This window comes from Polyangiaceae bacterium, assembly GCA_020633235.1.
Classification (GTDB): domain Bacteria; phylum Myxococcota_A; class Polyangia; order Polyangiales; family Polyangiaceae; genus JACKEA01.
The window spans coordinates 554,502-574,363 of sequence record JACKEA010000004.1 but is presented as its reverse complement, the minus strand read 5'-3'; the positions used below and the strand labels follow the sequence as shown (position 1 = coordinate 574,363).

At 67.0% G+C, this 19,862-nt stretch carries 20 protein-coding genes; 18 read left to right on the top strand and 2 right to left on the bottom strand.

What is annotated here, in order from left to right:
* Nucleotides 1-30 precede the first annotated feature (30 nt).
* The 9 genes from H6717_23990 to H6717_23950 all read left to right on the top strand — a co-directional run bounded on the left by H6717_23990 (nucleotide 31) and on the right by H6717_23950 (nucleotide 8,517).
* Nucleotides 31-2,271, top strand: coding sequence for a DUF3604 domain-containing protein (locus tag H6717_23990; protein ID MCB9580110.1), 2,241 nt, complete (start codon nucleotides 31-33; stop codon nucleotides 2,269-2,271).
* Nucleotides 2,268-2,972 carry a SurA N-terminal domain-containing protein gene (locus H6717_23985; GenBank protein MCB9580109.1) on the top strand — a complete coding sequence of 235 codons (705 nt, stop codon included), beginning with the start codon at nucleotides 2,268-2,270 and terminating at the stop codon, nucleotides 2,970-2,972. Before H6717_23990 ends, H6717_23985 begins: the two co-directional genes overlap by 4 nt.
* The gene (locus tag H6717_23980; protein ID MCB9580108.1) at nucleotides 2,969-4,087 is read left to right on the top strand and encodes a HupE/UreJ family protein; all 1,119 of its coding nucleotides are present in this window, start codon (nucleotides 2,969-2,971) and stop codon (nucleotides 4,085-4,087) included. Before H6717_23985 ends, H6717_23980 begins: the two co-directional genes overlap by 4 nt.
* Before the next feature lie 89 nt (nucleotides 4,088-4,176).
* Nucleotides 4,177-4,512, top strand: coding sequence for a hypothetical protein (locus H6717_23975; GenBank protein MCB9580107.1), 336 nt, complete (start codon nucleotides 4,177-4,179; stop codon nucleotides 4,510-4,512).
* A gap of 8 nt (nucleotides 4,513-4,520) precedes the next feature.
* Nucleotides 4,521-5,189, top strand: coding sequence for a YkgJ family cysteine cluster protein (locus H6717_23970; protein ID MCB9580106.1), 669 nt, complete (start codon nucleotides 4,521-4,523; stop codon nucleotides 5,187-5,189).
* Between the two features lie 37 nt (nucleotides 5,190-5,226).
* Nucleotides 5,227-5,817, top strand: coding sequence for a nucleotidyltransferase family protein (locus tag H6717_23965; GenBank protein ID MCB9580105.1), 591 nt, complete (start codon nucleotides 5,227-5,229; stop codon nucleotides 5,815-5,817).
* A 92-nt stretch (nucleotides 5,818-5,909) separates the two neighbouring features.
* Nucleotides 5,910-6,536 carry a TetR/AcrR family transcriptional regulator gene (locus H6717_23960; protein MCB9580104.1) on the top strand — a complete coding sequence of 209 codons (627 nt, stop codon included), beginning with the start codon at nucleotides 5,910-5,912 and terminating at the stop codon, nucleotides 6,534-6,536.
* On the top strand, nucleotides 6,533-7,753 hold the full coding sequence (locus H6717_23955) for a radical SAM protein (protein ID MCB9580103.1): 1,221 nt from the start codon (nucleotides 6,533-6,535) through the stop codon (nucleotides 7,751-7,753). The genes H6717_23960 and H6717_23955 overlap by 4 nt, the downstream gene beginning before the upstream one ends.
* Nucleotides 7,750-8,517: a hypothetical protein gene (locus H6717_23950; protein MCB9580102.1), complete on the top strand. Its 768-nt coding sequence runs from the start codon at nucleotides 7,750-7,752 to the stop codon at nucleotides 8,515-8,517. Before H6717_23955 ends, H6717_23950 begins: the two co-directional genes overlap by 4 nt.
* Here the strand turns inward: H6717_23950 and H6717_23945 are convergent.
* Nucleotides 8,472-9,647: a glycosyltransferase gene (locus H6717_23945; protein ID MCB9580101.1), complete on the bottom strand. Its 1,176-nt coding sequence runs from the start codon at nucleotides 9,645-9,647 to the stop codon at nucleotides 8,472-8,474. The genes H6717_23950 and H6717_23945 overlap by 46 nt on opposite strands.
* Nucleotides 9,648-9,754: 107 nt before the next feature.
* Between H6717_23945 and had the strand changes: the two genes are divergently transcribed.
* Genes had through H6717_23925 form a run of 4 tightly spaced genes read left to right on the top strand, consistent with a single transcriptional unit; the run spans nucleotide 9,755 to nucleotide 13,328 of the window.
* Nucleotides 9,755-10,816, top strand: coding sequence for a 6-hydroxycyclohex-1-ene-1-carbonyl-CoA dehydrogenase (gene had, locus H6717_23940; protein MCB9580100.1), 1,062 nt, complete (start codon nucleotides 9,755-9,757; stop codon nucleotides 10,814-10,816).
* A 19-nt stretch (nucleotides 10,817-10,835) separates the two neighbouring features.
* The gene (gene oah, locus H6717_23935; protein ID MCB9580099.1) at nucleotides 10,836-11,951 is read left to right on the top strand and encodes a 6-oxocyclohex-1-ene-1-carbonyl-CoA hydratase; all 1,116 of its coding nucleotides are present in this window, start codon (nucleotides 10,836-10,838) and stop codon (nucleotides 11,949-11,951) included.
* Nucleotides 11,948-12,721, top strand: coding sequence for an enoyl-CoA hydratase/isomerase family protein (locus H6717_23930; protein ID MCB9580098.1), 774 nt, complete (start codon nucleotides 11,948-11,950; stop codon nucleotides 12,719-12,721). The genes oah and H6717_23930 overlap by 4 nt, the downstream gene beginning before the upstream one ends.
* Before the next feature lie 10 nt (nucleotides 12,722-12,731).
* Nucleotides 12,732-13,328 carry a TetR/AcrR family transcriptional regulator gene (locus H6717_23925; GenBank protein ID MCB9580097.1) on the top strand — a complete coding sequence of 199 codons (597 nt, stop codon included), beginning with the start codon at nucleotides 12,732-12,734 and terminating at the stop codon, nucleotides 13,326-13,328.
* A 153-nt stretch (nucleotides 13,329-13,481) separates the two neighbouring features.
* On the opposite strand, the gene H6717_23920 is transcribed toward H6717_23925, so the two are convergent.
* Complete coding sequence (locus tag H6717_23920; GenBank protein ID MCB9580096.1) at nucleotides 13,482-13,805, bottom strand: hypothetical protein; 324 nt, start codon at nucleotides 13,803-13,805, stop codon at nucleotides 13,482-13,484.
* Nucleotides 13,806-13,945: 140 nt separating this feature from the next.
* Here H6717_23920 and H6717_23915 point away from each other — a divergent pair, with 140 nt between their 5' ends.
* The 5 genes from H6717_23915 (at nucleotide 13,946) to bcrD (ending at nucleotide 19,855) form a co-directional block, all read left to right on the top strand.
* Complete coding sequence (locus H6717_23915) at nucleotides 13,946-14,992, top strand: zinc ribbon domain-containing protein (GenBank protein MCB9580095.1); 1,047 nt, start codon at nucleotides 13,946-13,948, stop codon at nucleotides 14,990-14,992.
* A 114-nt stretch (nucleotides 14,993-15,106) separates the two neighbouring features.
* Nucleotides 15,107-16,309: a benzoyl-CoA reductase subunit C gene (gene bcrC, locus H6717_23910; protein ID MCB9580094.1), complete on the top strand. Its 1,203-nt coding sequence runs from the start codon at nucleotides 15,107-15,109 to the stop codon at nucleotides 16,307-16,309.
* Nucleotides 16,306-17,616, top strand: a complete 1,311-nt coding sequence (gene bcrB, locus H6717_23905; GenBank protein MCB9580093.1) for a benzoyl-CoA reductase subunit B — start codon at nucleotides 16,306-16,308, stop codon at nucleotides 17,614-17,616. The genes bcrC and bcrB overlap by 4 nt, the downstream gene beginning before the upstream one ends.
* Complete coding sequence (locus H6717_23900; GenBank protein ID MCB9580092.1) at nucleotides 17,613-18,962, top strand: benzoyl-CoA reductase subunit A; 1,350 nt, start codon at nucleotides 17,613-17,615, stop codon at nucleotides 18,960-18,962. Before bcrB ends, H6717_23900 begins: the two co-directional genes overlap by 4 nt.
* Nucleotides 18,959-19,855 (top strand): benzoyl-CoA reductase subunit D, encoded by an 897-nt coding sequence (bcrD, locus tag H6717_23895; protein ID MCB9580091.1) that lies wholly within the window; start codon nucleotides 18,959-18,961, stop codon nucleotides 19,853-19,855. Before H6717_23900 ends, bcrD begins: the two co-directional genes overlap by 4 nt.
* Nucleotides 19,856-19,862 lie beyond the last annotated feature (7 nt).

Below are 19,862 nucleotides of genomic sequence, written 5' to 3'. Positions count from 1 at the left end.
GGCCCGGGATGATGGCGTCGGGAGGTCCGCGTGGGAAAGCGACGACTCGTGTGGATGGGCTCGGTGCTGCTGTTGGAGGCCCTGGGCATCGGGCTCTTGATCATCTACGGCGGAGGGCGACCGGAACACGCCGGGACACCGACGGCGGCCCGCGTGAGCGCCGTGGAAGTGGCGGAGCGCGCGGCGCGCCAGGCGGTTTCCGCGGCGGACCGACATGAATCGAAGAAGGACAAGCAGATCCTGTTCGGAGATCTGCACGTGCACTCCACGTTCTCCGGCGACGCATTCTTGCGCAGCTTGCCCATGCTGGGCGGCGAAGGGGCGCACCCTCCGGCGGACGCCTGCGACTTCGCGCGGCAGTGCTCGCGGCTCGACTTCTTTGCGATGACCGACCACGCCGAGGGCCTCACGCCGCGGCACTGGAAGGAGACCAAGGAGCTGGTACGCCAGTGCAACGCAGTGGCGGGGGATGAACGCGATCCGGACTTGGTCGCCTTCACGGGGTTCGAGTGGTCCCAGGTGGGGCCGACACCGGAGCAGCACTACGGGCACAAGAACGTGATCTTCCGCGACACGGACGAAGCGCACTTGCCGGCGCGGCCGATCGCGGCGCCCTGGCTCGGACGCGCTTTCCGCAGCATGCGCGCGGCGGGGGGCAGCGCCTTCGACCTGGTGAAGGTGCCGCTGCTCGAGTTTTCGCGGCGGCAGCGCTATCTCGACGTGGCCACGTACCTGCGGGAAAACCAGAGCGTCGTCGATTGCCCCAAGGACGTGCCGACTCGCGAGCTACCGCCGGACTGTCGCGAGTACGCCAACACGCCGCACGAGCTGTTCGACAAGCTCCAACAGTGGGGTTTCGCTTCCCTGGTGATCCCCCACGGCACCACCTGGGGCTTTTACACACCGCCGGGCTACACCTGGGACAAACAGCTGGCGAAGAGCGAGCAGGACGAACGCCAACGGCTGATCGAGGTGTACTCGGGCCACGGAAACTCCGAGGAGTACCGGAGCTTCCGGGCCGTCGAGAAGAAGCCCGACGGCACTCTGGGCTGCCCAGAGCCGACGGAGAAGTTCGAGCCCTGCTGTTGGCGCGCGGGAGAGATCATCCGCGAACGCTGTGACGATCCGAAGAGCGCGGAGTGCGAGCGGCGCGTGGACAAAGCTCGAGCCGACTTCGTGGCGGCGGGCAGCGCGGGGCATCTCTCGATACCCGGAGCGAGCGTGGCGGACTGGAAGGACTGCGACCAGTGCCGCGACTGCTTCAACCCCACCTACAACCAACGCCCCGGCGGCTCGGCGCAGTACCTGCTCGCTCGCGGCAACTTCGACGACCCGAAGCAACCGGAGTACGCCACCTTCGGCTTCATCGCTTCGAGCGACAACCACACCGCGCGCCCCGGCACCGGCTACAAGGAATTCGAACGGCGCAAGATGACGGAAGCGACGGGCGCGAAGAGCGCCGAGTGGCGGCAGCGGTTCTTTCCCGAGAAGAAGAAGACGCCCGCGTCCGTGAGCTTGGTGCGCGAAGAGATCATGGCGCTGCCGCCGTTCCAGGTGGCGTTCGTCGAGCGGCAAGCGTCGTTCTTCATGACCGGAGGTCTGGTGGCCGTGCACGCGACGGGGCGCGATCGCGGCGCCATCTGGGACGCGCTGCAGCGCCGCGAGGTGTATGGCACCAGCGGCGAGCGGATCCTGTTGTGGTTCGACCTGGTGGACGGAGACCAGCGCTTGCCGATGGGCTCGGTGGTGACGCGCTCCGCGGCGCCGCACTTCGAGGTGCGGGCGCTGGGTGCGTTCGTGCAACAGCCGGGCTGCCCGGATTCCGCCAAGGCGGCACTGGGAGAAGAACGCCTCGCGCGGCTGTGCCTGGGCCAGTGCTACCAGCCCGGCGACCGGCGCCGGCAGATCACGCGCATCGAGGTGGTGCGCATCCGACGGCAGCGAAACGACAGCGAGGCCGTGGAGAGCCTGATCGACGATCCGTGGAAGCGCTTCGAGTGCGCGCCGTCCGAGGCCGGCTGTAGTGTGAGCTTCGACGATCCGGAGCTGAAGCGCGACACGCTGTATTACGTGCGCGCGATCCAGGAGCCAACGGAAGCCGTCAACGCCGGCAACCTGCGCTGCACGCGCGACGCGAAGGGCGGCTGCGTGGAGGCGCACCCCTGCTACGGCGACTATCGCACTTCGTTCGACGACGACTGCCTGAGCAAGAACGAAGAGCGCGCCTGGTCGTCCCCCATCTTCGTGAGCTTCGGCAAGGAGCAACCATGAACCGGGAACGATTGGGCACGGTGCTGCTGAGCGTGGGTGCGTGCCTGGGCCTCTTGCTGGCGACCACCGGTATCGTGAAGAGCGATCCGGAAGTGCCCGAGGACGCCGTTGCGGTGGTGAACGGTCACGCGATTCCGAAGAGCGAGTACCGCCGCGCCCTGGACGCGCTCAGGGCGGAGCGCCCGAACGCGAGCGAGGCGGAGCTTCGAGCGCACGTGCTGGATCGTCTGATCGACGAGCAGCTCTTGATCGACAGCGCGCTGGAGCTCGGGCTGGCGGATCGCGATCCCAAGGTGCGCGCGGATCTGGGCAGCGCCGCCATTGGTGTGATCGTGGACGGCGCCGAGGTGGAGCCCAGCGACGCGGAGCTCCGCGCGTTTTTCCAGGCGAATCGCGACTACTTCCGGGGCGCGCCGCGGGTGCACGTGCGCCGCGCGGGGTTGCCGGACACGCCGCTGTCCCCCGACAAGCTCGAGCAGTACCTGGGCGCGCGCGTCACCCGCGAGGTCCTCGCGCTGGAGCCGGGCGCCACCCTCGAGACGCCGCAGGGGCGCGTGGAGCTCGTGGAGAAGATCCCCGGGCGGGAGCCGCGCTTCGACGAGAAGCTGGTCCGCGCGGAGTACTCCCGTCGCGCGGGAGAGCAGCGCCTCAGGGCCTTCTTTGCCGAACGGCGTGCTCGCGCGCGCATCGTGACGCCATGATGCGACGCGTCCTGCTCGTGCTCTTCGTGCTCACGCTTTCGGGCTCGGCGGCCGCCCACTCGCGCAGCGTTTCGTACTCGACCTGGTCCGTCGACGGCAGCACGGTGACGGTGACGGTGCGTCTCGGTCCTTTGGAGCAGAGCGCGCTGGACGCCGCCATCGCGCATGCGGGTCTCGAGCCGAGCGAGAGGACCCGCGCCTCGGCACTGATGGGAAGCCTGACGGCAGCGCATTGCCAACCCCTTCCTATGAGCTACGTCGGTGGTCGCTGGCAGCTCCGCTGTGCCGAAGCACCCAGCGCTCTCGAAATTCACAGTGACCTCTTGTTCGACGCCTTGCCCGGTCACGTGCACTTCCTGCGTTCCGGCTCGGTACAACGCGTGCTGACGGCGACGCAGCGCAGCACGAAAGTCCCGCTCACCGCGCCCGCCACCACCTTTGGGGCTGCGCGGGAGACGCTCGGTCTGGGCGTCCGTCACATCCTGTCCGGCTGGGATCATCTCGTCTTTCTGCTGGCATTGCTGCTCGCGGCGCGATCCTTTCGCAAGCTGGCGCTGGTCGTCAGTGGCTTCACGCTGGGGCATAGCGTCACGCTGAGCCTGGCCGCCCTCGGTGTCGTGCACGTGCGGAGCGACGTCGTCGAAGCCGCCATTGGGCTGTCCATCGTGGTCGTGGCCATCGAGAACGTGTGGCAGCGACGCTGGCACCTCCCCGCCCTCGTGGTCGTCGCGAGCGTTGTAGCCGCCGTGCTCACCGGCAGCGTCGCCTACGCCGGCCTGGGTCTGTTCGCCGCGTGCACCTTCGGCTTGCTGGCGCGCAGCGAACGACCCGAACGGCTGCGCAGTGGGCTCGCTGCGCTCTTCGGTCTGGTGCACGGCTTGGGTTTTGCGTCCGTGCTCGGCGAGCTCGAGCTTCCGAGACGCACTTTGGTCGGCAGCTTGTTCGGATTCAACGTCGGCGTGGAGCTCGGCCAGCTCGCGGTCATCGCCCTCGCTTGGACGGTTCTGGTGCTGCTCGGAGAACGACGGCGCCGACGCATTGCCGTGTTGGAGCTCGGCTCGGCCGTTGCCGCGATGCTCGGAAGCTACTGGTTCGTCGTGCGCGGGTTTTCCTGAACGCCGCAGGAGTTGCGCGTCATTTCAGCGAATTGGCCGGGATTTTCCCGCCGTTCCCGTGCTTGCACGAAACCTGCAAGCAGCCGGGCATGACGCAACGCAAGCTGACACGACGAGAGAGTCTCCAGCTCGCGTCCAGCGCGGTCGCGCTGGGAGCAGGGTTGGGAGTGGGGCTATTGGGCGGAAAGGCGACGGCGGCAACGCCTCAGGTTTCGATCAAGTGGGAGTTTTTCGCCGACGGCGTGAAGGAACCGTTGGCCGTGTACACGCTGCCCGCGGAAGCGCTGAAGACCATCAAGGAACAGGGCGCATCCGCCCTCACGGTGCGCCTCAGCGGGGAGAGTCCGCGGGGGTTGACGGCCCTGGGAGGCTTCAAGCTCCCAGCCGCCGTTCAGATCAAGATGGAGAAGCACCTCGGTCGCTGAGATGAGTCATGACGGCGTCCCTTCAAGCCCGCGTTCTGAGGGTGCTGGACAGCCGGCAGACGCCGTTCTCCTACAAGTGCAACGCCTGCAACCGCTGCTGTCACGACAAGCTGATCCCGGTCAATCCCTACGAGATTGCCCGGCTCGCGGCGCGTCTGGGCATCAGCACCACGGAGACCATCGCGCGCTACACCTCGAACGGCGGTAGCGCGCTGGACTTCCCCGACGGAAAGTGCGTGTTCCTGACGGAATCGGGGTGCAGTGTTCACGCCGATCGCCCGTTGGTCTGCCGCTTGTATCCTTTGGGAAGAGTGGCGCAGGCCGACGGAACCGAGACCATCGTGGAGCTGGCAGGGCACCCCGAAACCGCGGGGGAATACGGGACTGACGGCACCGTCGAGCAGTACTTCGAATCGCAGGGCGCAGCGCCATTGATGGCCGCCGCCCGGCGCTATCACCTGCTCCTCGGCCGGGTGATGGATCTCCTCGCAGCGCAGGGCGACTCGAGCCAACAAGAGAATGGCGATGGGCGCCAGGTCGTCAGCTTGGTGGACGTGGATCCAGCCGTTCAGGCGCACTGCCATGCCAGCAACTTCGAAGCGCCGGAGGATCCTTGGCTCAAGATGGAGATCCACCTCCAAGCCGTCGGCGATTGGCTCGAAGACTTCGAAGCCTGACGGCGCCGAGAAAGACGTGTAGGCTGACGCCGGACTCTTGCGGATCACGGGCATAGTGCTCGCAGCCGGTCGCTCCGAGCGAGCCGGCTTCCCCAAAGCGCTGGCCGTCCTGGATGGGCGTACTTTTGTCGAGCGCATCCGGGATGCTCTGCTCGAGGGTGGCGTCAGTGACGTGATCGTGGTGGTGGGCGCGCCTCACGGGGACCGCGTCGCTTCGGTCGCTGGTTGCGCCTGCGCGGAGAACCCGGATCCCGAGCGCGGCATGCTCTCCAGCGTGCAGGCGGGGATCGAAGCGGCCCGACGCCTCGCCCCGCCGCCGTCCGCCCTCGTCCTCGCTCTCGTGGATCATCCACGCATCGCCCCGCGCACCGTGCAGACGCTGCTCGAGACCTGGCGCTCGGGCGCCGCGGAAGTGGTTCGCCCTCGTCACCGCGGGCGCACCGGCCACCCCATCGTGGTGGGCGACGGCGCCATCGACGCCCTGGCGGAAGCGAGCCTGGATGTGACCCCGCGAGACGTGCTCAGCATGCGGCGACGCCTCGACGTGGAGGTGCCCGACAGCACCGTGCTCGACGATCTGGACACCGCCGAGGCCATCCGCCAGGCCGGCGGGCTTCCTCCGAGCTGATTTCGGCTTCTTTTGTTGGTCCGGTGCGATCCCCGTCGCGCACTTGATCCACGTCAATGCGGGCCTCTCACTGACGACTTATCACTGACTCGATGTCAGCGAACTCGAGTCACCGCAAACGACAGAAAGCGGAGACGCGCGCAGCCATCGTCGCCGCGGGACGCGAGTGCTTCCGCGAGAGCGGCTACCAAGCCACCGGCGTGGCGGACATCGCCAAGCGTGCGGGCGTCGCCCACGGCACGTTCTACGTTCACTTCGACGACAAGGGTCAGCTCCTCGACGAGATCCTGAATGACTTCAACGCGAGTCTGGTGCGACGCCTCGAGCGCACCTGGCCGGAGCGCGCGCCGGACCAACCCCAGGATCTGGCAAAGAAGCTGGCGCGAGTTTGCTTGGACGCCTGGCAAGCAGATCGCGAGCTGGTGCTTGCCTTCGCGGAGCGCGCCGGAGTGGACGGCGCCGTGACCGCCCTGCGCGACGGCATCAGCCCGCCCATCGCTCGCTTCCTCGCGGATCGATTGAGCGCCTTTGGTGGTGGGAACGCGGCAGAAGCCGAGCTCGTGGCCCAAGCCCTCCTCGGTCTGTGGACGCGCGTGGGCCTCCAGTACCTCTTTGGACAAGGTCCCAACAAGAAGCGCACCGTGGAGCTGTTGGCGCAGCTCTCCGTCGGCGCCGTGAGCAGTGTCTTCTCGACGCTGGAATCGAGGCCATCGCCATGAATCGAAGTCTTCCCGAGCTCACGCTCTCCAGCTCGCGACCCGGTCACCCGGACTGGGAGGCCGTTCGCAAAGATGCGTTGGAACGCGCGAACGCGATCGGCCCGACGTTGGAGGCTCCCATGAAGGGCGCGGCGGAGCTGTCCCGCCGGACTCGCAGCATGCGGCAAGCGGCCCGGAACTACTGGGACAACCGCGCGCTCCTGCGCCAGGGCCGCGGGGACCTGCGACCGCTGTATTTCATCTGGACCACGCTCCGCCCCTGCAACTTTCGCTGCAGCTACTGCGACGACCATCAGGGGCAGCGCTACCCCGAGCTCTCCGGACGCGGGGTGCTCGACACCAGCCAAGGGAAGGACCTCCTGCGCGTGATGCGGACGCGCACGCCGTCCGTGTACTTTGCCGGCGGCGAGCCCACCTTGCGCAAGGACCTTCCGGTGCTCACCCGCACGGCACGGGACCTCGACTACTACCCGATCGTCGTCAACACCAACGGCAGCTTGTTCCATCGCTTGCTCACCAAGCCGGAGTGGCGCGGCTTCTTGGCAGACGTGGACATCTTGGTGGTGAGCCTGGACGCCCTGGACCTCGGGCTGCTCGCCGACATGTGGCAAACGCCCAAGCCGGAGCACGTGATCCGCAACCTGCTCTTGCTGCGCGCTCTGGCGGAGGAGCAGCGCGTGAAGCTGATGGTGAACACCGTGATCCAGCCTGGGCTGATCCACGAGGCACGTGCGGTGTTGGACCTCGCGGACGACTTGGGCATCTGGTTCTGCCCGGTCCCGCGCAATCGCGGGCCGCGGATCGATCCCGAAGTGCTCGCGGATCCCCACTACGAGCCCTTCGTGAAGACCATCCTCGCGCGCAAGCGTGCGGGGCGCCGCGTGATCGGCACGGAGCGCATGAACGACCGCTTGCTGCACGCAAAGCCGTACACGTGCATGAACACGCTGAAGCCCCACATCGACCACGACGGACGTCTGGCCTGGCCGTGCAAGGCGAGCGTGGAAGAGAAGCCCACGTACGTGCCGGTGCTCGACTTCCCGGACGTGGATTCGCTCTACGAGCACGCTCGCCAGCTGATCGATCCTGCGGGCTTTTCCGACCGCTGCGGTGCCGCCTGCAACTGGGCGCAGAACTACAGCACCGACGAGTACGCCCACGGACTGCGCCATCCCTTGAGCCTGCTCGGCGCGGTCGGGGGGTTCCTCTCGGCATGACACGAGCGGGCGTGGGCGATCGCGCGTTCGCCCTGGACACCGCCGTCATCGGCGTGGTCAGCGTGGCCATCTGCCTTGCCGCGAGCCGGCTGTGGCTGATGACCGGCGTGGTCACCGTGGTGTGGATCGCCCGTCTCGCGCTCTGGGCGCGGCTCCCGCCATCCGAGCGCGGACATCCCTTGACGACGGAGCTCGGATTCCTGCTCTTGTGCACCGTCGTCGGGGCTTTCAACGACTGGAGCTCCGTGACGCGCCATCAAATCTACTCCTACACGGTGCCGCTGGATCTCCCGGCGCTGTCCGGCATTCCCACCTGGATGCTGGTGTACTGGGGCTTGATCCTGCGCTTCGTCACCACGCTCTTCTCGTGGCGGCGCCTCGGCCTGCCTGCACCGCGGGCGCGAGGCCGGGCGCTGCGTCTGGGATTCCTGCTCGCCATCGTGGTGGCGACACGGCAGCTCATCTACCGGACCTACGGAGATCCCGTATGGTCCTGGGTGCCCTTCGCCGTCGCCCTGGTGCTCGTGCTCACGCTGCTCTTCCCCGGCAGGAAGCGCGCGCTGCTCATGGGCGTGTTCCTGCTCGGCGGTCCGCTGGTGGAGATCGCCTACATTTCCATCGGCGGCCTGCACTCCTACGCGCTCGGCTGGTTCTTCGGCGTGCCGCTGTGGATCGTGCTGTGGTGGCCCATCGCCGCGCTGGTGTGGGACGAAGTCGGCTACAGCTTGACCCGTTGGAGCTGGCGCAGCTCGTCCAGCGGATAGCGGGTTCCCCTCCATACGATCCCGCGCTGCCGCAAGCACTTGTACCCGCTCCACGCCACCATGAAGGCGATCAGCACGATGCCCACGGGCGTGAACAGCCCCGGCGCCAGGCGCTGATGCAGGCGCCGCTGCATCGCAAACGAGATGATGGGCACGTTCAAGAGCACCAGCATGAACCACGGGGAAACGAACGCCCCTGCGAAGGGACCGAGCACCACGACCACGAAGCCCAACAGGCGCGCGGTGGCGAACGCGGGATTGAAGTGCCCCACGACGGCGTACATGTTCTTCTCGAGCCCGCGAACCATCGCCGGCAGTGACGGGTACCAGAGCACGCTGAGCTCCCGCGTCGCGAGCCACAGCTCCGCGCGGGCACCGGCGCGGTGCAGGGCCAGGCCGAGCCCCACGTCGTCAGCGACCTCCATCCGTAGCCAGGGAAAGCCCTCGCTCTGCTCGAAGCTCGCGCGCCGCACCAGGTTGAAGGCGCCAGCGCCCACGTAGGCATCGGACTCCGGATCGGCCAGTGCATGGGCACGCACGCTCTGGAAGAACATCAGCCCGAAGGCGTCGACCGCAACCTCGTGCCAAAACGATCCGGCGCGCAGCTCCGGAACCAGCGGCAGGTGATCCAGCTTGCGCTCGATCGCCAAGGCCATTGCCTTCTCGAGCAGCCCCGGCGCGAAGTGCACGTCCGCATCGGAGAACAAGAGCCATTCGCCGCTCGCGTGCTTGTACCCCTCGTCCAGAGCGTGCACCTTGCCCAGCCATCCGTCCGGAAGCTCGTGGACGTGCACCGCGGTGATGCGGGCGTCGCTCGCCGCGAGCTCGTCGATGAGCTGGCCCGTGTCGTCCGTCGACCGATCGTTCACGAGCACGATTTCCAGGTGCGGGTAGTCCTGAGCGATCAACGTCGCCAACGCTGCGCGCAGCGTGTTCGCTTCGTTGCACGCGGGAACCACGACACTGAGCGTGGGCCAGCGTTCGGGCTGCTTGGGGTTGACCTCCCACAGCGCGCGCAGCGTGAACAGGCCGCGAACCGCGCCCATGTACAGCACGGTCCAGAGCACGCAGGAGAGCACCGCCCACCCGACGATCAGCCAGTGTCCAACACCCATACCCGCTTCGGACACTACGCGAGGCGCGGCCGAATGGCAGCTTTATCCACGAGCTACGCGGTCATGACCCTCGTCATTTCCACGACTTCCGGCCCGTACGAACGTTCGGTCAGGAGGGTAGGATGGCCATCACCGCCGAAGCCTGGATGCTCCAAGAACCAGGCAAGCCGCTCGTCAAGCAGTCCCTCGAGATCCCGGATCCGTCAGCCACGGACGCCGTCGTCGAGGTCACGGCCTGCGGGCTCTGTCACACGGATCTGGGTTTCGCCGAAGGGGGTGTGGCGCCACGCCACGAGCTCCCCCTGGTGTTGGGACACGAAGTCACCGGCATCGTCCGCGCCGCGGGGGACGCGCATCGCGATCTCGTGGGCAAGACCGTGTTGGTGCCCGCGGTGATGCCCTGCGGCGACTGCGTGTTCTGTCGCGCCGGCCGCGGCAACGCATGTCAGCGGCAGAAGATGCCGGGCAACGACATCCACGGCGGCTTCGCCACGCACCTCACCGCGCCGGCCGCCGCCTTGGTGCTGCTGGACGACGCGCCGCCCTCAGTGAAGATCGACTCCCTGAGCGTGGTGGCGGACGCCGTGTCCACGGCGTATCAAGCCACGCGCCGCGCGAACCTCGAAGCTGGGGACGTCGCGTTCGTCGTGGGGGCCGGTGGCGTGGGCGGATACCTCGCCCAGATCGCCAAGGCCGTCGGCGCCAAGGTGGCCGTGTGCGACGTGGACGCGCAGAAGCTCGAGAGCATCGCCGCGCGGGTGGACCACGTGTGCAACGTGAAGGGGCGTGACGTCCGCGACGTCCGCAAGGAGCTGTTTGGCAAGGCCAAGGAGTGGGGCGTCCCCTCGCTGCGCTGGCGCACGTTCGAAACGAGTGGTACCGCGGCGGGCCAACAACAAGCGTTCACGCTGATTTCCCAGGCTTCCACCATGGTGGTGGTGGGCTTCACGCGGGATGCCGTGAACGTGCGGCTATCCAACTTGATGGCCTTCGACGCCACCGTGCACGGCACCTGGGGCTGCCCGGTGGAAGCCTACCCGGAGGTGCTCCGGCTCATCTACGACGGCAAGGTCGTGGTCGAGCCGTACATCGAACGCGCTCCCCTTTCGAAGATCAACGACCACCTTCGCGCGCTGGCCGAGCATCGCCTCGCGAAGCGACTGGTGATGGACCCGCGCGCCTGAGGCGCCAGCCTTTTTGGAGATGACCATGGACCTCGTCAATCACGACCTCCTCCCCGGCTACGAGTTTCGCCACATCCGCTACGAGACACGCCCCGTGAAGGACCGCGCGGGCAAGGACGTGGATGGCCTGCACCAGGTTTGGATCTACCTGGACAACGAGAAGCAGCTGAACTCCTACACCACGGCGGCGGTCAAGGAAGTGATCCTCGCCTTCCGGCGGGCCAGCACGGATCGCCGCGCGGTGGCGGTGGTGTTCACCGCGGTGGGGGACAAGGCCTTCTGCACCGGCGGCAACACGGAAGAGTACGCGACCTACTACGCGAACCGGCCGCTCGAATACCTGCAGTACATGCGGCTCTTCAACGACATGGTCACCAACATCCTTTTGTGTGACAAGCCGGTCGTGTGCCGCGTGAACGGCATGCGCATCGCGGGCGGGCAGGAGATTGGCATGGCCTGCGACTTCACGGTGGCGGGAGACCACGCGCGCTTCGGCCAGGCCGGGCCGGTGCACGGCTCGGCGCCGGATGGTGGCTCCACGGACTTCTTGGACGAATACGTGGGCTTCTCCCGCGCGGTGGAATCCCTGGTGTTCTGCGATCCCTGGAGTGCCCACAAGGCCCTGCGCATCGGGCTCATCAACGACGTCGCGCCCGTGTACAAGAACAAGGCCGGCGAGTTCATCGCCAACCCGTTGGTGATCACCGATCGCTACGTGGACGAGCTCGGCCGAGTGGTGCACGGCGAGATGAAAGAGGGTGCCGAGAAGGACGCCGCGAAGAAGGTGCTGGCCGAATGCACGGTGGACCTCTCCAAGCTGGACGCCATGGTCGACGCCTACGCGACCAAGCTCATGTACGCGTTCCCGGACTGCACCCGCAAGACGCTGGAGAGCGTGCGCAAGAAGAAGCTCGCCCACTGGTACCAGAACAGCGAAACGAACCGCTCTTGGCTGTCTCTCAACATGAACACCGAGGCCGGCGCCGGCTTCCCCGCGTTCCAGTTCGGCGATCGCGGTGAGCGTGAGATCGATTTCGTCACCTATCGCAAGCGCCTGGCCGAGGGGGCGCGCTTCGATGCGGCGTTGGTGAAGGAGATATTGCCGCCTTCCGCGCGGAAGAAGCTCGAGTCATGAGCCTGGTGCAGAGCGAGCTGGTCGAAGGCGGACGCGTTCTTCGCATCGTCATCGACAACCCCAAGGGCAACGTGCTCACGGGCGCGGTGATGCAAAGCCTGGGGGCCGCCCTCGCCGAGCACGAACACGACAAGAAGCTCGCCTTTGTCACCCTGCAGGGCGCCGGGAAGCACTTTTCCTTCGGCGCCTCGGTGGAAGAGCACCGCCAGGATCAGGTCACGGAAATGCTGACGGTGTTTCACGACCTGATTCGTCGCATCGCTCGCTACCCGGTGCCCATCGCGGCGCTGGTGAGCGGGCGCTGCCTCGGCGGCGCCTTCGAGGTGGCTCTCGCGTGCCACTTCGTGATCGCGGACGAGTCGGCGGTGTTCGCTTGCCCGGAGATCCAGCTCGGCGTGTTCCCTCCGGTGCTGGCGGTGTTGGGCCCTTTGCGGTTGGGCCAGGCGCTGAGCGAAAGGCTCTTGCTCACGGGCGGTGAGCTCGCGGCCAACAATGCCATGGGCTTCGTGTCGGAGCTCCTGCCCGGGGGGGGCGATCTGGAAGGCGTGAGCCTCGAGCTCTACAAGAAGCAGCTCGCGCCACTGTCCAGCTACTCCCTGCGGCAGGCTACGTTGGCGTCCCGCAAGGGTTCGGGGATCTGGGATGCCGTGGGTGAGCCGCTCACGTCCATCGAGATGCTGTACCTCGAACAGCTCGTCAGCAGCCACGACGGCAACGAGGGCATCGACGCGTTCCTCGAGAAGCGGAAGCCCGCGTGGACGCACCAGTGACGGAGGCACCATGACCTTGACGGTTTCGGAGCGCCACTCCGACGGAAAGCTCGAAATCCTGACCGCCGCAGCGCGCGCCTTCGCTGAGCACGGCTACCACGGCATGAGCATGCGAGACCTGGCGCGGGCCACGGGGCGCGCGCCGGCAACGCTGTACAACTACTTCGACTCCAAGGAGGAGCTGCTCTACACGCTGCAGCGCGAGAGCTTCGACGAGCTGATCGCGTCGGCGGAAAAGGCCCTCGAGGGCGTCGAAGATCCGGACGCCCGGCTGCGTGCCTTCGTCACCAGTCACGTGCGCTACTTCACGACCAATCCGGACGTGATGCGCGTGCTCGTTCACGAGGCTTCCGCGCTGCCCCCTCAGCACCGCGGCGACATCCGCGCGCGCAAGCAGCGTTACTTCGATCTGGGGCACGACACCGTGCGTGCCCTGGTCGCCAACGCGAACCTGGACGCCATCGAGGTGGAGCGTCGAACGTACTCTCTGTTCGGCATGCTCAACTGGATGTGGGGCTGGTACGAAGCGGACCGCCACGGCTCGCCGGAAACGGTGGCGGACACCATCGTGCGCATGGCTCGCGGCGGACTCCTGGCCCCCGCCTGATCGTCTGGATGTTGGTCCGGCGCGAGCCCCGCTCGATTACACGCCGCGCGGCTGCGCTGTCCGAAAAGCGGACACTTGGGACCGCTCACTCGCCTGGCCCCCCTTTGATGTCCGCTTTTCGGACATGCGGCCAGGCAGAAGGGCGCTCCAGCGTCACTTCCCGATTGCGCGCCAATGAAGCACGCGTCGAACGACGACTCCACACGCGACCCAGAGTGCCGTCGGGATCAGCGAGTGGACCAAGAGCCAACCGTACGTGCTCGCTGCCTCCCCGGTGAACAGCGGCAAGGCCGTCTTGGTCCAAGGTCCGATGACCCGGACGTACGCAGCGCCCGTTACCGCGAGCGCGACCACAAACCCGCTCAGCGCCAGCGCGCGCCGCTGCGCTCGCGCCACCGCCGGTGCAACCAGCAGCACGCTGACGAGCAACCCGATCCCGTTCAGCGCGAAGTAGATTGCGAGGAACCCTGCCTCCACGCCTCACCTCACTCCCGCGGCGACGCGCCGACCTTGGCGTCCGGGGCGCGGGGTTCCGCGGCGGACCGACAGGATCTTGCTGAGGGCGGGCATGATTCGGAGCATGGGGGCCGCGGGCGACTTCGGCTATGTTCCGTCGGATGAGCGAGGATCTCGTTTACGAAATGCTGTGGGATTGCCGCTACTGCGGCAGCGTGAAGCTCTTGGGCAAGACGCACCGGCATTGTCCGAGCTGCGGCGCACCGCAGGAGAACGCGCCCCGCTATTTCCCGCCGGAGGACGAGAAAGTCGCGGTGAAGGACCACGTGTTCGTCGGGGCGGACCGGGTGTGCCCGGCGTGCGGCAACACCACGAGCCGGGCAGCGAAGCACTGCGGCAATTGCGGCAGTCCGCTGGAGGGCGGCCAGGGCGTGAAGCTGCGCACGGACGTGGTGCATGCGGAGGGGGCGGCCTACGGCGGGGAGACCGCGGCGGACGCCAAGATGGACCTGAGCGGCGCCGTGCGGCCCGCACCACCGCCGCCGAAGAAGAGCCCGCTCAAGGCCCTGCTCCTGGGGGCGGTGGGGCTCGGAGTGCTCGGGGTGATCGCCTTCGTGCTGGTGTTCTTCTTGTGGAAACGTGAAGCCGGCTTCGAGGTAACGGGGCACCGTTGGACGCGCACCATCGAGGTCGAGCAAAAGCGCAAGGTCGAAGAGAGCGCTTGGTGCGACGAGCTGCCGGCGGGGGCCGAGAACGTCACACGCAAGAAAGAGAAACGCTCCACCAAGAAGGTCGAGGATGGCGAGGACTGCAACGTCCGCAAGGTGGACAACGGCGACGGCACCTACACCCAGAAGCGCGAGTGCACGCCGAAGTATCGCGACGAGCCCGTGATGGAAGATCGCTGCACCTTCACGGTGCAAGCGTGGCGCTCGGAGCGCACGGAGAAAGCCAGCGGCGGGCTCGGGGACGCACCGGCGTGGCCCGCGGTGAACCTCGCCAAGACCGGTGAGTGCCTGGGTTGCGAACGGGAAGGGAAACGGAGCGAGAGCTACGTCGTCACGCTGGCGGATCCCAAGAGTGGGGCGAGCAGTGAGTGCGACTTCGACGCCAGCCGCTGGAAGAGCATGGCGCCCAAATCCCGCTGGCTGGGCAAAGTGCGCGCGCTGGGCGGCGCGCTGGATTGTGACTCCCTGCGTCAGCAGTAATCGGAGGCGATATCCAATAGTTCCGAGAACATGACTCCACTCATTTCCTGAGTTTCCGACCCGTACGAACGTTCGTGCATAGGCGGCGAGCACCTCGCCGCGAGGAGGCCCAGGATGACCGAGGCACAGGTCGCCACAGAGCAGGATCCCGCCGGCGCGATCCTCGAACGTGCGCGTGAGCTGGTCGACGATCTCTCGTTCGGCGCAGTGAAGAGCTGGAAGGAGAAGAACCCCGGAGCGCTGGCGGTGGGCACGTTGCCCATCTACACGCCCCGACCGCTGTTCGAGGCCATGGGCGCGCTTCCCGTGGGCGTGTTCGGTGGCGGCGACCAGCTCGACATCATCCGCGGCGACTCCTACTTCCAGAGTTACATCTGCCACATCCCCCGCAGCGTGGTGGAGATGGCGCTGTCCGGCCGCTTGGACGTGATGGACGCGATGGTGTTCCCGTCCATCTGTGACGTGATCCGAAACCTGGGCGGCATGTGGGCGATGCTGTTTCCGGATCGCTACGCCGCGTATCTGGATCTGCCGCAGAACTTCGACCCCGAAGTGGGCGGTCGCTTCTATGCCCAGGACCTCAGGCGCATCGCCGGCGAGCTCGAGAAGCGCGGCGCGAAGCCGCTGGACGCGGATCGCCTGCGCACGGCCATCGCGGAAGAGAACGCTCGGCGCGCGGCGCTGGAGGAGCTGGACGCCCTCAGGCGCGAAGAGCCGTGGCGCGTGCGCGCATCGGAGGCGTATCTCATCGCTCGCGCCGGCAGCATGATGCTGGCGAAGGACCACGAGGCGCTCGTTCGCGAGTTCACCAGCGCGGTGAAGGATCGCCAGACGCGGGTGTACGACAACGTTCGCGTGGTGGTGCGCGGCTCCTTCTGCGAGCAGCCGCCGCTGGGTCTGATCAAGACGCTGGAGGCCGCCGGCTGCGACATCGTGGACGACGATTTCCAGCTCGGTTTGCGCTTCATCGAGGGTGCCATCGAGACGCCCGCTGAGCAGGACCCGCTGGAGAGCCTGGCGCTCGCGTACCTGCGCCGCGGCACCGCCACTGCTTCGCGCTACATCGGCGAAGAGGAAAAGGGCGCCGCGCTGATCGAGTGCGTGAAGCAGGCCAAGGCCGAAGGCGTGATCTTCGCGGCGGCTTCCTTCTGTGATCCCGCACTGCTCGACCAGCCCATGCTGGAGAGCGCCTTGGACCGCGCGAAGATCCCCCACACCAGTCTCAAGTTCAGTGAAAACACGGGCCAATTCCAGGTGATCCGCGAGCAGGCCGGGGCCTTCTCGGACGCGGTGAAGCTCTGGGGGAGCGCAGCATGACTCAATCACAGGTAGTGACCCGCACGCCGGCGGAAGACGAAGCCGCCAAGGACGACAGCCAGCTTCGCCAGAAGCAGATGATCGGCGATCACTTCGACAAGCTCGCGACGGCCAAGGCCGATGGCAAGAAGGTGGTGTACACCTTCGTGCCCGGTAACCTCACGGAGCTGATCCGCAGCCTGGATCTGCTGCCCGTGCTGCCGGAGATCAACGCGCTGCAGTCGGGCATGCGCAAGAAGAGCGGCGGTTTCATCGCGGACGCAGAGAAGGCCGGCCACTCCGAGGACGTGTGCACCTACGTGAAGTGCGACATCGGCATGATGAAGAACGGCAACATCGGGCCCACGGGCACCAAGCTGCCGGAGCCGGATCTGTTGCTGCTCAGCTACACCGGCTGCTTCACCTTCATGAAGTGGTTCGAGCTGCTGCGTGAAGAGTACAAATGCCCCGTGGTCATGCTCCACGTGCCGTACCAGCCGGACGGCGTGATCACCGACGAGATGCGGAAGTACGTGGTGGATCAGCTCGAGCGCGAGGTAATCCCCGCGCTCGAGAAGGTGGCCGGCAAGAAGCTGGATCGCGAAGAGCTGGCCCGCCGGCTCGCCCTCTCCAAGCAAGCGGAAGACGACCTGGTGGCGGTGTGGGAGAGCGCCAAGCACACGCCCTCGCCCATCGATGGGTACTTCGGCGGCGTGTACTACATCGGGCCCATCTTCAGCGCCTTCCGCGGCACGGAAGACGCAGTGGATTACTACAAGCTCCTCCGCTCCGAGGTGGAGGAGCGCATGAAGAAGAACCTCGGCCCCATCACGCCGGACGGCGAGGCGGGCGAAGAGAAGTTCCGCATCGTGGTGGAAGGTCCGCCGAACTGGACCAACTTCTTCGACTTCTGGCGCATGTTCAGCCGCGAGGGTGCCACGGTGGTGGCCAGCACCTACACGCGCGTGGGCGGCCTGTACGACACTGGCTTCCGCCACGATCCGGCAAACCCCTTGGAGAGCCTCGCGGACTACTGCCTGGGTTGCTACACGAACCTGGGCCTGCCCAGCCGCACCAAGCTGCTCGAGAAGTACATCACCGAGTACAAGGCCGACGGCTTCCTGATCAACAGCGTGAAGAGCTGCAACTCCTTCTCCGCAGGGCAGCTCCTGATCCTGCGCGAGCTGGAGAAGCGCACCGGCGTGCCCGGCGGCTTCATCGAGTCGGACTTGGTGGACCCGCGCTACTTCGGCAAGGCCAACATCGAGAACCGTCTGCAGAGCTACATGCAGATGTTGGACGCCCGCAAGGGGAGGGCTTCGGCATGAAGGTCGTAGTCGGCATCGACTTGGGCTCCACCACCACGAAGGCCGTGCTTCTGGACGAAGCCGGCGAGATCGTGGGCCGCGGCATCACCAACAGCCGCAGCAACTACGAGGTGGCCTGCGCCGTGGCGCGGGACGAAGGCCTCGTGAACGTGCGCTTCACCTTGCTGGAGCGCGCCCTGGCCAAGATGGCGGGGGACGCGAAGAAGCGCCGCGACGAGCTCTTGGACGCCTTTCGTCTGGAGCTGTACCTCGACCAGCTGGGCGAGCTGCACGAAGAGCTGAGTCGGGTGCTCCGCATGCTCACGTACATCGGCGATCGCGACGCGCTGGCGCCCGCGGTGGACGAGGTCGTCGACGCGATGAAGAAGGAAGCGCCCAGCCTGTTCGGTGGCGGTGGCCGTAAGAGCGACTTCTTCCGCGATCTCGCCGCGGCGGGCTTCATGGCTCAGGCGGAGCGCGTGGCCGCGGAGCGCGGCTTGTCCTACGAGCGCGTGACGGGTCTGTTCGATCGCGCCATCTTGGAGGTGGAAACGCGACGCGAAGCGCGGAGCTTCGGCGATCTGCTGCGGCGCGCCGCGAAGCGCGTGACCGGGAACGACAGCGCCCGCGAGGCGGTCCTGAGCGCGGTGGACGTCGCCGCCGACACCCGCATCGAGGAAGTGTCCTTCGTGGGCACCGGCTACGGGCGGCAAACGCTGCCGTTCCCCAAGCAAGCGGTGAAGAGCGAGATCTTGTGCCACGGCCGCGGCGCGCACAACGTGTTCCCCGGAACGCGCACGGTGCTCGACATCGGTGGCCAGGACACCAAGGCCATTCAGGTGGACGACAAGGGCGTCGTCACCTCCTTCCAGATGAACGATCGCTGCGCCGCCGGCTGCGGCCGTTACCTCGGCTACATCGCCGACGAGCTGAACCTGGGCCTGCACGAGCTCGGGCCCCTGGCTCTGGGCGCCCAGCGCGTGGTGAAGGTGAACAGCACCTGCACCGTGTTCGCGGGCGCGGAGCTCCGTGAGCGGCTGGGTCTGGGCGAGCGTCGCGAGGACATCCTGGCGGGCCTGCACCGCTCCATCATGCTGCGGGCGATGAGCCTGCTGGCGCGCTCCGGCGGCGTGTTCGAGGAGTTCACCTTCACCGGCGGCGTCTGCAAAAACCCCATGGCCACCCGCGTGCTGCGCGAGCTGGTGGACGAGAACTACGGCAACCATCTCACGCTGAACGCACATCCGGACTCCATCTACATGGGCGCGCTGGGTGCTGCCATGTTCGCGCTGGACGACGTGAATGCCGGGCGGCCCGCCGTGCTGCCCACCTTCGTGGAAGCTCAAGTACAGGGAGCCGTGTCATGAAGAACGGAGAGCACATCACCGCCGGCGTGGATCCCGGCGCCAGCGCCGTGAAGGTCGCCATCTTGGCGAGCAAAGCCGGCAAAGACGCGCGCCTGTTGGCGAGCTCCGTGCAGCGCATCCGCCGCCGCAAGGTGATGGACGTGGTGGACGCCGCCTTCGAAGCGGCCTGCCACGAGGCCGACGTGGACCCGAAGAGCTTCGACTACGTGGCCAGCACCGGAGATGGCGACAGCGTGCACTTCCGCACCGGCCACTTCTACAGCATGACCACGCACGCCCGCGGCGCGCTGTTCCTGTGCCCGGAAGCCCGTGCCGCGTTGGACATCGGCGGTCTGCACGCCCGCGGCCTGAAGATGAACGACGAAGGCCGCGTGCTCGGCCACCGCATGACCAGCCAGTGCGCCAGTGGCAGCGGCCAGTTCCTCGAGAACATCGCCCGCTACCTGGGCGTGCCCCTGGACGACGTCGGCCGCCTCTCCAAGGTGAGCGAAAGCCCCGAAAAGGTATCCAGCATTTGCGCCGTGCTCGCCGAAACCGACGTGATCAACATGGTGGCCCGCGGCATCTCGACCTCCGACATCCTACGCGGCATCCACCTGAGCATCGCCGGCCGCTTGGTGCAGCTGGTGCGCTCCGTAGGCGCCGAAGGCACCGTGCTGCTCACCGGCGGCCTCTCGCAAGACGAGGGCCTGGTGGCCGCCGTCGAGAAGATCCTCTCGGACGAGAAGAACAAGAAGCGCCCCGCCGGCAAGCGCCCCGCGGAGGTGAACGTGGCCACGCACCCGAGCGGCGTCCTCGCCGGCGCCATCGGCGCCGCGCTCCTCGGCGCCTATCGCCACGAGCAACTGAAGCGCCGCGGCAAGGATCTCGCCGCCCCCGTCGCCCAGCTCTGATCCGTTT